Raw genomic sequence first — 13,650 nt, forward strand, 5'->3', positions numbered from 1 at the left:
CACGAACTCTTAGGCGTCCACCCCTTCACAAATCCACAGCGCATGGGTCAAGATCATCCTTGATGAACCTGGACGCAAAGAAACAGGCCTTCAAACAGTTTCACTACGGCGTCTACGTGCTCACCGCCGCGAACGGGGAAGAGGTCAGCGCGGCGACGGTGACTTGGGTGGCTCAGGCGTCCTTCGAGCCGCCGCTCTTTAGCGTGGCGGTGCGCAAGGACTCCAAGAGCCACGCCTTGGTCACCTCAAGCCGCCGGCTCGTGCTGCACGTGCTCGCAGAGGGGCAAAAGGACCTCGCGGCGGCCTTCTTCAAAGCCAGCCGCTTCGAGAACGGCCAGCTCAACGGCCGTCCCACCGAGCCCTCGCCGAACTTCGGGATCCCGGTCCTTCTGGAGGCCCCGTACTGGCTGGAGGGCGAGGTGGTCGGCGCGCTCGGCGAGGGCGACCACACCCTCTTTCTGGTGCGGGTGGTCGAGGCCGGGGCGCGGGAACCCCAGCCCGCGCTCTGCCTGCGGGACACCGGCTGGAGCTACGGGGGCTAGCCCCCCTTTTTTGGTCAGTTAAGTGATATATTTCACGAACGAGTAGTCCTAGACCAAATCACAAGGAACACCCCCCAAAAAACAAGCCGCGCGTGCGCTAGGATGGAGGGCGACATGGAGCGGTACAACCCCCACGCCATCGAGCCCAAGTGGCAGCGCTACTGGAACGAGATCCGCCTCATGCAGGCCAAGGAGGAAGGGGAGAAGTACTACGTCCTGGAGATGTTTCCTTACCCCTCCGGCGACCTGCACATGGGGCACTTGAAGAACTACACCATGGGGGACGCGCTCGCGCGCTTCAAGAAGATGCAGGGCTTTTCGGTCCTACACCCCATGGGCTGGGACGCGTTTGGCCTCCCCGCGGAGAACGCGGCCCTCAAATTCGGGCTGCACCCCCGCGACTGGACCTATCAGAACATCGCCAAGGCCAAGGAGTCCCTGAACCTCATGGGGATTCTCTACGACTGGGACCGCGAGGTCACGACCTGCGAACCCGACTACTACAAGTGGAACCAGTGGTTCTTCATCAAGATGTTCGAGAAGGGCCTGGCCTACCGGGCCAAGGCCGAGGTGAACTGGTGCCCGAAGTGCCAGACCGTGCTCGCCAACGAGCAGGTCATCGACGGTCGCTGCTGGCGCCACGAGGACACCCTGGTCGAGAAAAAGGAGCTCGAGCAGTGGTACTTCAAGATCACCGCCTACGCCGAGCGGTTGCTCAAAGACCTGGATAAGCTCGAGCGCTGGCCGGAGAAGGTCAAGGCCATGCAGCGAACCTGGATCGGCCGCTCCGAAGGCGCGGAGATCCACTTCCCAATCGAGGGCCACCCGGGGGAGGTGATCCGCGCCTTCACCACCCGCCCCGACACGCTCTTCGGGGCCACCTTCATGGTCCTCGCCCCGGAGCACCCCCTGGTCGAGGCGATCACCCCTCCCGAGCGGGCCCCCGAGGTCCGCGCCTACGTCAAGGCCGCCAAGCAAAAGAGCACGATCGAGCGTCAAGCCGAGGGACGGGAGAAGACCGGCGTCTTTACCGGGGCCTTCGCCAAGAACCCCGCGACCGGCGAGCCGCTTCCAGTCTACGTCGCCGACTACGTGCTCATGGACTACGGCACCGGCGCGATCATGGCGGTGCCCGCCCATGACCAGCGCGACTTCGAGTTCGCAAAGGCCCACGGCCTCGAGATCAAGCCGGTCATCGTCCCCGAAGGCCAGGCGGCACCGGAGGCGCTCGAGGCCGCCTACGAGGGCCCCGGAGTGCTCATCAACTCCGGCCCCTTCGACGGACTCAAGAACGAGGAGGCCAAGGCCAAGATCGCCGCCTGGCTGGAAGCCCAGGGCCTGGGCAAGGCCACCGTCACCTACCGCTTGCGCGACTGGCTGATCAGCCGCCAGCGCTACTGGGGCACCCCGATCCCGATGATCCACTGCCCCACGTGCGGGATCGTGCCAGTGCCGGAGGAAGACCTTCCGGTCAAGCTCCCGGAGATCAAGGACATCGAGCAGATCCGGCCCAAGGGCAAGAGCCCCCTCGAGGCCCACCCGGAGTTCATCCACACCACCTGCCCCCGCTGCGGGGGTCCGGCGAAGCGGGACCCGGACACGATGGACACCTTCGTCGACTCCTCCTGGTACTACCTGCGCTACACCGATCCCAAGAACGACCGCGCCCCTTTCGCCCGTGAAAAGGCGGACTTCTGGATGCCGGTCGACCAGTACATCGGGGGCATCGAGCACGCGATCCTGCACCTCCTGTACTCGCGCTTTTTCACCAAGGTCTTCTACGACTGGGGGATGGTCAAGGTCGACGAGCCCTTCGAGGGGCTCTTCACCCAGGGGATGGTGCTTGGCTGGACCGACTTCGGTCCGGTGGAACGGGTAGGGGAGAAGGTCATCCTCCCCGAGGCCACGCGAATCCGGCTCGAGCTGGCCACGAACGAGCTGACCCTCGAGGACCTCAAGAAGATGGGCGCCGAGCTCCGCGAGGGCGAGGACGGCAAGCTGCACCTTTGGAAGCCCGCGGTGATGTCCAAGTCCCTGGGGAATGGGGTGATGGTCGGCCCGTTCGTCAAGGAGCAGGGCGCGGACATCGCGCGGATCACGATCCTCTTCGCGGGGCCACCGGAAAAGGAGATGGTCTGGACCGAGGAAGGGGTCTCCGGGGCCTGGCGCTTTCTGAACCGCGTCTGGCGGCGCTTCGAGGAGGACCGCGAGGCCCTGGCCACGACCGAGGCCACCGTTCAGCCCGGGGCGCTCGAGGGCGAGGACAAGGCCCTCTACCAGAAGCTGCACCAAACGATCAAGAAGGTCACCGAGGACATGGAGGGCTTTCGCTTCAACACCGCGATCGCGGCCCTGATGGAGCTTTTGAACGCGCTCTACGACTACCGCCGCGCCCGTCCGGTGACCCCGGTCTACAAGACCGCGCTCAAGACCTACATCCAGCTGCTCGCGCCCTTTGCCCCGCACCTCGCGGAGGAGCTCTGGCAGCGCTTCGGCACCGGCTCGGTGTTTCTCTCCGGCTGGCCCGCCTACGACGAGGCCGCCCTCAAGGCCGAAACCTTTACCCTGGTGGTTCAGGTCAACGGCAAGGTGCGGGCACGCATCGAGGTCCCGGCCGACGCCAGCGAGGCCGAGATCAAGGCGACGGCCAAGGCTCACCCCAACGTGCGCCGCTACCTCGAGGGCAAGACGTTGATCAAGGAGGTCTACGTCCCGGGACGTCTCCTGAACCTGGTCGTGCGCTGAGCGGTTCCGGGCGGGGTCAACCCGCCCGCTTTTTCGCGTCTTGTAAATGTTCGATAATACCCCTTATCGAACAAATACCTCTAGTCCGGGTCCTGACCGCGCCGGGCCTCGTAGCGGCGCATCGCCGCCCGCGCCGCCTCGACGGGAAAGCGGGCCTCGAGCTCCCGGGCTTTGGCGGAAAGCGCGCCCTCGAGGTCCACGCCCCGGGCATTGGCCAGCTTGAGGATCAAGAGCACCAGGTCCGCGAGCTCGTCGCTCAACCGGCTCTCGCCGTCCTTGTAGCCAGCCTCGCGCAAGAGCTCCCGCGCCACCTCGCCGAGCTCCTCGAGGATGTGCAGCGCGACGTGCTCGTCGGCCACCCGCTCCCAGCCCCGGGCCTCATCGAAGGCCCGCACCCAGGCCTGCCACGCGCGAAGCGTCATCGGCTGGCCCTCCTAAACGGGTCCAGGAGCGCGAGGTGCACCAGCACCGGCCGCGGCTCCCCGCCCACGAGAAAGCGCACCTCGTCGGCCTCGGCGTTGGCCAGGGCGGTGTTGGCCAGCCCGTAGAGCAAAAGGCTCTCCTCGCGCACCCCCATGGGGAGGCGGGCAAAGGCCGGATCCAGGTTGATGTAGACCGCTCCCCGGCCGACGTAGACCTCGGGCACCGGCAACCCTTCCGGCCAAAGCGGCGCCGCCCCGGCGATCTCCGGCCCCTTGGCGAGCTCGAAAAAGGCCCGGGTCAGCCCGACCTCACCGTCGGAGAGCTGGACGGTGCGCTTTTCGGCGACCAGCCCCAGCCCGTCCTCGCGGGCGAAGTAGAGCACCAGGACCTGGGGTTTGGCCTCCCGGGTGGCGACGACCTCGAGGGCGGGCGGGTTCTCGATCCGGTCCGCAGGGGGTTTCAGGGTCCAGAGGAAGAACCCCAACCCCAGGAGGGCGAACGCACCGGCCAGGACCTGCAAGAGCCTCATCGCGTTTCCTCCAAATAGGTGCGCACCGCGGCGGCGATGGCATCGAGCCTGGCCGCCAGGTCGTCGCCGGGCACCAGCCCCAGGTAGACCCCGGCCTTGGGCGCGGCGGCGAGGCGGTGCACCTCGGCCTTCCCTACCCCGGTCCCGAGCACCGCGGCGAGGCGGCTGGCCAGCCGCTGGCTCTCGCGCTCGAGCGCCACCTGACGCGCCAAAACCGGATCCGAACGCAAGGCCAGCACCTGCCGGGCTTCAGCGAGAAAGCGCGGCCAGCCGCGCGCGCCCCGGGGGCGGTAGACGTAGACCGCCGGGACCCGCTCCCGGCCCACCAGCAAAAAGACGTCCGCGAACCCCGGTGCCCCCTCGACCAGCTCGGCCCGCAGATCGGCGCGCTCGAGGGCCCCGACCAGGGCCTCGGCGAGGCGGCGATCGTTGCGTTGGTCGTAGCCCACCGCTACCCAGGGCGTGCTGGCCTCCGGCGGCTGCGGGCCTATCCGGAACCAAAGCCCCTTCGGCGCCGCGCCCCAGGTAAGCGCTAGCCCGCTCGCGCCTTCGAGCCGGACCACCAGCCCCTGAGGATGCGCCTCGGTGGTCAGGCCAAAGAGGTAGCGACCGAAGAGCGGCCGGAACCCCCCGGGGTCCTTGCCCCCGAGGACCAGGAAGGTCGCATCCCCCAGCGGCAGCGCGTTGACCTCGCGGGAGAACGCCAGGTAGAGCCAGTCCTGCCCGCGGGGGTTGGCCAGCGTCTCACCGACGAGGCGCGCGGGAGGCAGGTCCAGCCGGAGCGCCGCCTCGCTCCCGATGTAGCGCACGCCGAGGGCGCTGGCCACGCGCTTGAGGGGGACGTAGACGGCGCCGTCGCGCTCGAACGCCTCCGGAGGGTTGGCCTTGACCGCCTCCCGGTCGCTGGGCAGGACCTGCAACCGGATGCCCTGGGTGCCCAGCGTCAGGTAGACCCCGGAGGGCGTCCTCAAGTACCCCAGGCCCAGGCCCCTTGCGAGCGCCTTCCCCGGAGCGTAGGAGATGCCCCGACCGTAGGGGTAGGTCGCGCTCAAGAGCGCGCTCCCGGCCAGGAGGGGCTTTTCCCCCTGGGCGAGGGCCAGTCCCAGCGCGAGCGTCAGGGCCAGCGCTACCCGTACCAAGCCTTCATCTCCCGCTCGATTGCCTTCTTCTTGTCCACTTCCTTCTTCTCGTAGGCCTTCCGGCCCCGGGCCAGGCCCAGGAGGACCTTGGCGTAACCGCGTTCGTTGAAGTAGAGCTTGAGGGGGACCAGGGTCAGGCCCCGTTGCTCGATCTTGCCGCGCAGCTTGTTGAGCTCGTGGCGGTGCAAGAGGAGCTTTCGCCGCCGCCGCGGGTCGTGGTTGGTATACGACCCCTTTTCGTAGGGGGCGATGTAGAGGTTTTCCAGCCAAAGCTCGTCGCCGATGAAGCGGGCGAAGGCCCCGGTGAAGTCCACCTTCCCCTCGCGCAGGGCCTTGACCTCGGTGCCCTTGAGCGCGAGGCCGGCCTCGTAGGTCTCCAGGATCTCGTAGTCCCGCCGGGCCCGGCGGTTTTCCATCGCCACGGGGGCCATTTTACGCGCTATACTTTGAAAGCGGTGAAGGACGCGCGCCCTTTCTTGCTCCCCGGGCTCCTGGGCTCTGGGGTGCTTCTTTTTCTTACCGCCTTCGCGCACCACATCGCGCTCTCCCCCACGCTCACCGGTCGCTCTGCGGACGTCCTGTCCTTCATGGCCGGGGCAGCGTCGCTCTATGGCCTCTTGCGGTTTCGCACCCCGGCCGCCTGGCCGGGGTTTTTGCTGGCGTTCCTGGGGTTCTTTTGGAGGCTCTCCCCCTACCTGGGGCTGGCCCCGGTGCTGGCGGCCTTTTGGGCTTACGCCGCGCTACGTCACCGGCTCCCGGAAAAAGCCGCCGCGGCGTTTTGGGGCTGGGCCTTCGTCTGGCCGGCCCTGGCGCTGGTCCTCGTCTGGAACGTCTTTCCCGCGTTCTTCGCCTTCTACATCAGCCTGTTCGACCGCTTTAACTTCATCGTCAAGGCCCGCTTCGTGGGCCTTGAGAACTACCGCATCCTGATGCAGGATCCGCTCTTTTGGCGGGCCCTGCAAAACACCTTCTGGTACGTCCTCTTTACCGTGCCCACGGGGATCCTCCTGGGCACGCTGGTGGCCATCTTGCTGAACCAGCGGATACGCTTTTTGGGGCTCTTTCGCACCCTCTACTTCTTGCCCTACATCACCGCCCTCACCGCCGCGGCAGCGGTCTGGCTTTGGATCTACCACCCCGAGTTCGGGGTGCTCAACTACCTCCTGCACACCCCGGGGTTCGACTGGCTGCACACCCCGGACGGGGTCTTCGCGCTCTTGTTCAAGCGTCTCTTTGGCCTCGAGCTCACCGGGTTCCTCGCCGGCCCCAGCGTGGCCTTTGTGGCGATCATGGTGATGAGCGTCTGGCACCTCCTCGGCTACAACGTGGTCATCCTCCTCGCCGGGCTGCAGTCGATCCCCCGGGTCTACTACGAGGCGGCGATGATCGACGGCGCCACCTGGTGGCAGCAGCAGCGCTACATCACCTGGCCGCTGCTCTCGCCGACCACCTTCTTCCTGGCCATCATCGGCCTGATCGGGGCCTTTCAGGTCTTCACCCAGGTCTACGTGATGACCCCCACCGGAGGCGTGCTCAACGACACCCTGACCGTAGCGATGTACCTCTACAACAAGGGCTTTCGCGACTCCGACTTCTCCTACGCCTCGGCGATCGCGGTGATCGTCTTCTTTATCATCCTGCTGCTCACGCTCTTGCAAAAGCAGGTCCTGGAAAAGCGGGTGACCTATGGCGAGTAGACTCGGGCAGCTTTTGGGACGCACGCTGATCTATCTGGTCCTCGGCGCGGGTGCCCTGGTCATGGCCTTTCCCTTCTACTGGATGCTGGTGACCAGCGTCAAAAGCCCCCAGGAAGCGCAGCAGGCGGTGCCGATCTGGGTGCCGGCGCGGCTCAAGCCGGCGAACTGGAAGGCCGCCTACCGCCTCGGCCAGGAGGGCCAGAGCCCCTGGTGGGGCGGCTTCGCCCCCGGGCACACGGTGCGCTTTCGCCTGGCCCTCGAGGGGCGGGGGCGCATCCGGGTGCGCATCCCCAGCCCCCCGGGGGTCTTCTTCGATCCCTTGAAGGCCGCGACGCGGATCGAGGTGGTCCCCGTCGAGGGCGGCGTCGAGGTGCGCCTGACCAACGTCGGGGACAGGGCGTTCGCCGAGCTGCCGGCGGTGATCTACGTCGAGAAGACCTACCGCCGCGTCCGGCCCGAGCTCGAGCCCGACGCGATCCGCTCCAGCGGGGCGTTCTGGAAGCTGGAGTGGGTCAACTTGAGCCCGGGCGTGCTCGGCTACGTCTTCCACAACTACCGCGCCGCCTGGCGCGCCGCGCCCTTCGCCCGCTACTTCTACGTCTCCTTTGTCAGCGCCGGCACCCAAGTGGCCTTGGGCCTCTTCATCGCCGCGATGGCCGCCTTCGCCTTCGCACAGGTGCCCTTCCCCGGAAAGGAAGCGGTCTTCGTGATCTTCATCGCCACCATGATGGTCCCCGGAGAGGTCCTCTTGATCCCCAACTACATCCTGCTCTCCCGGCTGGGCTGGCTGGACACCTTCTACGCGCTGATCGTGCCCTGGCTGGCCTCGGTCTTCGGCATCTTTTTGCTCCGGCAGTTCTACCTCTCGCTTCCCCGCGACCTCTTCGACGCGGCCCGGATCGACGGGGCCAGCTACTTCGTCATGCTCTTTCGCATCGCCCTGCCGCTGGCGATTCCGGGCCTCGTCACCTACGGCATCTTCAGCTTCCTCGGGGCCTACAACGCCTTGCTCTGGCCCTTGATCGTGACCCAGAGCCCGGAGATGCGCACGATCCAGGTCGGGCTTCAGGCCTTCATCGGCGAGGCCGGGAGCGACTACGGCCAGCTCATGGCCGCCTCGACGATGGCCATCCTGCCGATCATCGTGGGGTACTTCTTCGCGCAGCGGCAGTTCATCCAGGGGATTGCGCGAAGTGGTATCAAGTAAGGAGGAGGTGGAGCGTATGAAACGCTGGTTGGTTCTGGGAATGCTGTTCTTTGGTCTTGCGCTCGGGGCGCAGAACCCCGAGGCGGTCATCAAGGCCCAGTGCACCAAGGCGCCGGTGGTCGCCGAGCTCTGGCACGCGTTCCGGGGCGGGGCCCCGCGCCAGGCACTGGAGAACCTGGTGATCGAGTTCAACCGCCAGCACGCCGGGGAGGGCTGCATCCGCCCGATCAACCAGGGCGGCTACCGCGACCTCTCGACCAAGATCAAGGCCGCCTTCGCCGCCGGGAAGCTGCCGACCTTGGCCCAGGCTTACGAGAACCAGATCGCGCTCTACCTCGAGGCCAACGCGGTCGTCCCGGTCCAAGCCCTGGGGGTGAACCTCGAGGGGTTGAACCCCATTTTCCTCAACGCTGCGCGCTTTAACGGTCTGGTCTACGGCGTACCCTTCAACAAGTCGGTCCAGGTCCTCTACTACAACCGTGACCTCTTGAAACGGCATGGCCTCGAGGTGCCGAAGACGATCGACGCCTTCGTCGCCACCGCCAAGCAGCTGAGCCGGGCCGAGGGCCAGCCGGTCTACTGGTTCCAGCCCAACACCTCGACCTTTGGCTACTGGTTCTTCACCCTTGGCGGGGAATACATGAAGGACGGCAAGCTCGTCGTCAACTCCCCGGAGGCCAAGCGGGCCCTCTCGATGCTGGTCCAGAGCGTGCGCGAGGGTTGGGGCAAGGCGATCACCTCCGGTTACATCAACCAGAACTTCGGCAAGGGCACCTTTGGCTTCTCCACCGACACCTCGGCGGGCTACAGCTACTACCTGCGCGCGGCCAAGTTCGACCTTGGCCTGGCCACCCTGCCCGGCCTGAGCGCCTCGCAGCCGGGCTACGGCCTCGTCCAGGGCACCGACCTCATCGTCTTCCGCAGCGCCAGCGACGCGCAGAAGAAGCTCGCGGCGAGCTTTTTGAACTTCGTCGTCAGCCCCAAGGTGCAGGCGATCTTCTCTGCGGCCACCGGCTACGTCCCGGTCAACCCCAAGGCCGCCGAGGAGCCCGAGCTCCAGGCCAAGGTCGAGGACGACCCCAACTTCCTGGCGGTCCTCAAGCAGGCCCGCTACGTCAAGTACGAGCCCCAGATCCCCCAATGGGAGCAGATCCGCTTCGACATCCTGGGCCAGGCGATCACCGAGGCCGTCCTCGGCAAGGCCAGCGTCGACGAGGCCCTGGACCGGGCACAGGCGCTGGTGGAGAAGCTGCTCTCCGGACAGATCCGCTAGGCCGCCCTTTAAAGGCCCCGGCGCCGCCGCCGGGGCCTTTAAGATTGGGCATGGAGGTGTGAACCGATGAAGGTAGGCATCAACGGGTTCGGACGGATCGGGCGACAGGTGTTTCGCATCATGCACGCGCGAGGGATGGAGGTCGCGCTGGTCAACGACCTGACCGACAACAAGACCCTCGCGCATCTCTTGAAGTACGACTCGAACTACGGCCGCTTCCCCGGTGAGGTCGGCCACGACGACGAGCACATCATCGTTGACGGTCAAAAGGTCAAGGCCACCGCGATCCCCGACCCCGAGAGGCTGCCCTGGAAGGACCTCGGCGTGGATGTGGTGATCGAGGCCACCGGTCACTTCCGCGACCGCGCCGGCGCGGAGAAGCACCTCAAGGCAGGGGCCGAGCGGGTGATCATCACCGCCCCCGCCAAGGACCCGGACATCACGGTGGTGATCGGGGTCAACCACCACGCGCTCAAGCCCGAGCACCGCATCATCTCCAACGCCTCCTGCACCACCAACTCCCTGGCCCCGGTGATGAAGGTCCTCGAGGAGGCCTTCGGGGTGGAGGAGGCGTTGATGACCACTGTCCACTCCTACACCAACGACCAGCGCATCCTCGACCTGCCGCACAAGGACCTGCGCCGGGCAAGGGCGGCGGCGGTGAACATCATTCCCACCACCACCGGCGCGGCGATCGCGACCACCCTGACCCTGCCCCAGCTCAAAGGGAAGTTCGACGGGGTCTCGCTGCGGGTGCCCACCCCGACCGGCTCGATCTCGGACATCGTCGCCCTGCTCAAGCGCGAGGTCAGCGCCGAGGAGGTCAACGCCGCCCTCAAGGCCGCCGCCGAGGGACCGCTCAAGGGGATCCTCGAGTACAGCGAGGAGGAGCTGGTGCGCACGGACATCGTCGGCAACCCCCATTCCTCGATCGTCGACGCCAAGATGACCAAGGCCATCGGCCGGCTGGTGAAGGTCTTCGCCTGGTACGACAACGAGTGGGGGTACGCGACCCGGGTCGTGGACCTCGTCGAGCTCCTGCGAACGCTCTAGGGGGCCCGGGTGCGACGCCTTCCTGAGCTCGAGGCCAGCGGCAAACGGGTCCTGGTCCGGGTGGACTTCAACGTCCCGCTCAAGAACGGGGCGGTGGCCGACGACACCCGGATCCGGGCCCACCTGCCCACGATCCAAGACCTCCTCGCGCGCCAGGCCACGGTGGTGCTGATGAGCCACCTCGGCCGTCCCAAGGGCCTCGATCCCGCCTTCCGGCTGCGTCCGGTGGCCCAGCACCTGGAGACGCTGTTGGGCCAGCCGGTGCACTACATCCCCTTCCCGCCCGCCTCAGAGGAGACCTACCAGGTGGTGCGGGGACTCGGTCCGGCGGTCGTGGCCCTGCTCGAGAACGTGCGCTTCGAGCCCGGCGAGACCAAGAACGACCCCGAGCTCGCCAAAAGGTACGCCCGGCTCGGTGAGGCCTTCGTCCTCGACGCCTTTTCCGTGGCCCACCGGGCCCATGCTTCGGTGGTCGGGGTAGCCCGGCACCTGCCGAGCTACGCCGGCTACCTGGTGGACAAGGAGGTCCAGGCCCTCGGCCGTCTCCTCCAGGGGTACGCGCGGCCCTACCGCGTCGTCCTCGGCGGGGCCAAGGTCTCGGACAAGATCGGGCTGATCGAAAACCTGCTGCCCAAGATCGACGGCCTCCTGGTCGGCGGGGCGATGGCCTTTACCTTCATCAAGGCCCGGGGTGGGGAGGTCGGCCGCAGCTTGGTGGAGGAGGACCGGCTGGCGTTGGCGAGAGAGCTGCTGGCCGAGGCCGAGCGGCTGGGAACGCCGATCGAGCTGCCGGTGGACGTGGTCGCGGCGAGGGAGATCGCCCCCGGGGTCGAGACCCGAGTCTTCCCCGCGGACGCCATCCCCGGGGACTGGATGGGCCTGGACATCGGCCCCGAGACCCGTAAGCGTTTTGCCGAGGTCCTGAAGGACGCTAAGACCGTCTTCTGGAACGGCCCGATGGGGGTCTACGAGCAGCCTCCCTTCGACCAGGGGACGCTCGCCGTCGCCCAGGCGATCGCCGCCCTCGAGGGCGCCTACACCGTGGTCGGCGGCGGGGACTCGGTCGCCGCGGTGCACCGCCTGGGCCTGATCGAGGCGTTCAGCCACGTCTCGACCGGGGGCGGGGCGAGCCTGGCCTTTTTGGAGAACGAAGGCCACCTTCCCGGCCTGGAAGTGCTGGAGGCGTGGGGATGAGGACGCCACTTCTTGCCGGAAACTGGAAGATGCACAAGACCCCGAGCGAGGCCCGGACCTGGTTCGCGGCGTTCCTCGACGAGCTGATCCGGCCGGACCCCGCGGTGGAGGTCGCGATCCTTCCGTCCTTCCCCATCCTGCCCGTCGCCGCCGAAGAACTCGCTGGCAGCGGCGTGGCCTTCGGCGCCCAGGACGTGAGCGCCCACGACTGGGGCGCCTACACCGGCGAGGTCTCCGCATACCAGGTCGCGGACACCGGGGCACGCTACGCGATCGTCGGCCACTCCGAGCGCCGCCAGCACTGGAACGAGGCCTCGGCGCTGGTGGCAAAGAAGGCCGCGCGGGCCCTCGAGGCCGGGCTGACCCCGATCCTCTGCGTCGGGGAGCCGCTCGCGGTGCGCGAGGCGGGCGAAGCGGTCCTCTTCGTCCGGCGTCAGCTCATGGAGAGCCTGGAGGGGGTCCGGCCCGAGGCGCCCGAGCGGTTGGTCATCGCCTACGAACCGATCTGGGCCATCGGGACCGGGAAGAGCGCCGCGCCCGAGGACGCCGAGGCCATGGCCAGGGTGATCCGCGGGGCGCTGGCCGAGCGCTTTGGCCCGGGGTTTTCCGAGGGGGTCCGCGTCCTCTACGGGGGTTCGATTAAGCCGGCGAACTTCCCGGAGATCCTTGAAGGGCCCAATGTGGATGGTGGACTGGTTGGCGGCGCGAGTTTGGAGGTTGAGCATTTCGCTCGGCTCTATCAGCAGCTTTGTGAAAAGAAGAAGGCCTAAATGCTCGTGAATGATTTCCCTAACCTTCTTGAAGGCCTCGACGCCCTCCTCGTCACCCACCCCAAGAACGTCCGCTACCTCACCGGGTTCGCCCACGAGGGGGACGCCTGGGTCCTGCTGGAGGCCTCCGGCCCGCGCTTGATCACCTCGCCCCTTTACGAGAACGCGCTCAGGGATGGGGACCTCCCCTACCTCATCGGGCGGGACTGGGTGCAGCTGGTGGCCGCCCACGCCAAAGGCCGGCTGGGGTTCGAGGCCAGTGCCCTGAGCCTGAGCCAGTACGAAAGGCTCGCGGAGGCTTACCGGGGCGAGCTCGTCCCCACCCGCGGACGGGTGGAGGCGCTGAGGCGTATCAAGCGACCCGAGGAGGTCGAGCGAATCCGGCAGGCCGCGAAGCTCGCCGACGCCGCCTTTGAGAAGGTCCGCTCCCAGCTGCGACCGGGGGTGAGCGAACGGGCCATCGCGCTGGCGTTGGAATGCGAGATGAAGACGCTCGGCGCCGAGGAGAAGGCCTTCGACCCCATCGTCGCCAGCGCGGCGCGGGGGGCGCTGCCCCACGCCCGGCCCACCGACGCCCTGCTGACGCCGGACACCCTGGTCACCGTGGACTGGGGGGCACGCTACGGGGGCTACCACTCGGACGCCACCCGCACCTGGCGACTGGGAACCCCCAGCCGCGAGCTGGTGCGCCTGCACGACGCGGTTCGGCGGGCGCTCAAGGCCGCGCTCGAGGCCGCCGGTCCCGGGGTCGCGGCCAAGGAGCTCGACCGCATCGCCCGCAGCGAACTGGAGCGGGATGGCCTCGCCCGGTACTTCGTGCACAGCCTGGGGCACGGGGTGGGGCTCGAGGTCCACGAGGCCCCGAGGCTCGCCGCGAACTCGGACGACGTGCTGGAACCGGGGATGGTGGTCACCCTGGAGCCCGGGGTCTACATCCCCGGCCTCGGCGGGGCCCGCGAGGAACACCTCGTCCTGATCACCGAGGACGGCTACGCGCGGTTGGATTCGGCCCCCGCCTGGTGGGAGCTTGTGGAATGAGGCACGCCTACCCGTTCGTGATTTTTTTCTCTATCTTCCT

General features: G+C 67.4%; 13 protein-coding genes. 9 read left to right on the top strand and 4 right to left on the bottom strand.

What is annotated here, in order from left to right; genetic code table 11:
• Nucleotides 1–62 precede the first annotated feature (62 nt).
• Nucleotides 63–542, top strand: a complete 480-nt coding sequence (locus ACZ48Y_RS02975; RefSeq protein ID WP_464742015.1) for a flavin reductase family protein — start codon at nt 63–65, stop codon at nt 540–542.
• Between the two features lie 114 nt (nt 543–656).
• Complete coding sequence (gene leuS, locus ACZ48Y_RS02980; protein ID WP_464742017.1) at nt 657–3,287, top strand: leucine--tRNA ligase; 2,631 nt, start codon at nt 657–659, stop codon at nt 3,285–3,287.
• Between the two features lie 80 nt (nt 3,288–3,367).
• Here the strand turns inward: leuS and ACZ48Y_RS02985 are convergent, their stop codons facing one another.
• The 4 genes from ACZ48Y_RS02985 to smpB are packed head-to-tail and all read right to left on the bottom strand — an operon-like array spanning nt 3,368 to nt 5,809.
• Entirely contained in the window at nt 3,368–3,709 is a 342-nt protein-coding gene (locus ACZ48Y_RS02985) for a MazG nucleotide pyrophosphohydrolase domain-containing protein (RefSeq protein ID WP_464742019.1), read from the bottom strand.
• Complete coding sequence (locus tag ACZ48Y_RS02990) at nt 3,706–4,239, bottom strand: GerMN domain-containing protein (protein ID WP_464742021.1); 534 nt, start codon at nt 4,237–4,239, stop codon at nt 3,706–3,708. The genes ACZ48Y_RS02985 and ACZ48Y_RS02990 overlap by 4 nt, the downstream gene beginning before the upstream one ends.
• Nucleotides 4,236–5,378, bottom strand: a complete 1,143-nt coding sequence (locus ACZ48Y_RS02995; protein ID WP_464742023.1) for a hypothetical protein — start codon at nt 5,376–5,378, stop codon at nt 4,236–4,238. The genes ACZ48Y_RS02990 and ACZ48Y_RS02995 overlap by 4 nt, the downstream gene beginning before the upstream one ends.
• Nucleotides 5,366–5,809 (bottom strand): SsrA-binding protein SmpB, encoded by a 444-nt coding sequence (gene smpB / locus ACZ48Y_RS03000; RefSeq protein WP_464742025.1) that lies wholly within the window; start codon nt 5,807–5,809, stop codon nt 5,366–5,368. Before smpB ends, ACZ48Y_RS02995 begins: the two co-directional genes overlap by 13 nt.
• A 24-nt stretch (nt 5,810–5,833) precedes the next feature.
• Between smpB and ACZ48Y_RS03005 the strand changes: the two genes are divergently transcribed.
• From ACZ48Y_RS03005 to ACZ48Y_RS03035, 7 genes are all read left to right on the top strand, one after another.
• Nucleotides 5,834–7,075 carry a carbohydrate ABC transporter permease gene (locus tag ACZ48Y_RS03005; protein WP_464742027.1) on the top strand — a complete coding sequence of 414 codons (1,242 nt, stop codon included), beginning with the start codon at nt 5,834–5,836 and terminating at the stop codon, nt 7,073–7,075.
• 61 nt (nt 7,076–7,136) lie between these two features.
• Nucleotides 7,137–8,282, top strand: coding sequence for a carbohydrate ABC transporter permease (locus ACZ48Y_RS03010; RefSeq protein ID WP_464742792.1), 1,146 nt, complete (start codon nt 7,137–7,139; stop codon nt 8,280–8,282).
• 16 nt (nt 8,283–8,298) lie between these two features.
• Nucleotides 8,299–9,555 (top strand): ABC transporter substrate-binding protein, encoded by a 1,257-nt coding sequence (locus ACZ48Y_RS03015; RefSeq protein ID WP_464742029.1) that lies wholly within the window; start codon nt 8,299–8,301, stop codon nt 9,553–9,555.
• Between the two features lie 66 nt (nt 9,556–9,621).
• Nucleotides 9,622–10,608 (top strand): type I glyceraldehyde-3-phosphate dehydrogenase, encoded by a 987-nt coding sequence (gene gap / locus ACZ48Y_RS03020; RefSeq protein WP_464742031.1) that lies wholly within the window; start codon nt 9,622–9,624, stop codon nt 10,606–10,608.
• 9 nt (nt 10,609–10,617) lie between these two features.
• Nucleotides 10,618–11,802: a phosphoglycerate kinase gene (locus tag ACZ48Y_RS03025; RefSeq protein ID WP_464742033.1), complete on the top strand. Its 1,185-nt coding sequence runs from the start codon at nt 10,618–10,620 to the stop codon at nt 11,800–11,802.
• A complete protein-coding gene (gene tpiA, locus ACZ48Y_RS03030) occupies nt 11,799–12,572 on the top strand; it encodes a triose-phosphate isomerase (protein WP_464742035.1) in 774 nt (257 codons plus the stop codon). Before ACZ48Y_RS03025 ends, tpiA begins: the two co-directional genes overlap by 4 nt.
• Nucleotides 12,573–13,610, top strand: coding sequence for a M24 family metallopeptidase (locus ACZ48Y_RS03035; protein WP_464742037.1), 1,038 nt, complete (start codon nt 12,573–12,575; stop codon nt 13,608–13,610).
• The last annotated feature ends 40 nt before the right edge of the window (nt 13,611–13,650 follow it).

This window comes from Rhabdothermus arcticus, from assembly GCF_055382915.1.

Coding starts and splice junctions, on each gene's coding strand:
- ACZ48Y_RS02975 (WP_464742015.1), top strand. CDS start 63: ATGAACCTGGACGCAAAGAAACAGGCCTTCAAACAGTTTCACTACGGC.
- leuS (WP_464742017.1), top strand. CDS start 657: ATGGAGCGGTACAACCCCCACGCCATCGAGCCCAAGTGGCAGCGCTAC.
- ACZ48Y_RS02985 (WP_464742019.1), bottom strand. CDS start 3,709: ATGACGCTTCGCGCGTGGCAGGCCTGGGTGCGGGCCTTCGATGAGGCC.
- ACZ48Y_RS02990 (WP_464742021.1), bottom strand. CDS start 4,239: ATGAGGCTCTTGCAGGTCCTGGCCGGTGCGTTCGCCCTCCTGGGGTTG.
- smpB (WP_464742025.1), bottom strand. CDS start 5,809: ATGGCCCCCGTGGCGATGGAAAACCGCCGGGCCCGGCGGGACTACGAG.
- ACZ48Y_RS03010 (WP_464742792.1), top strand. CDS start 7,137: ATGGCCTTTCCCTTCTACTGGATGCTGGTGACCAGCGTCAAAAGCCCC.
- ACZ48Y_RS03015 (WP_464742029.1), top strand. CDS start 8,299: ATGAAACGCTGGTTGGTTCTGGGAATGCTGTTCTTTGGTCTTGCGCTC.
- gap (WP_464742031.1), top strand. CDS start 9,622: ATGAAGGTAGGCATCAACGGGTTCGGACGGATCGGGCGACAGGTGTTT.
- tpiA (WP_464742035.1), top strand. CDS start 11,799: ATGAGGACGCCACTTCTTGCCGGAAACTGGAAGATGCACAAGACCCCG.
- ACZ48Y_RS03035 (WP_464742037.1), top strand. CDS start 12,573: ATGCTCGTGAATGATTTCCCTAACCTTCTTGAAGGCCTCGACGCCCTC.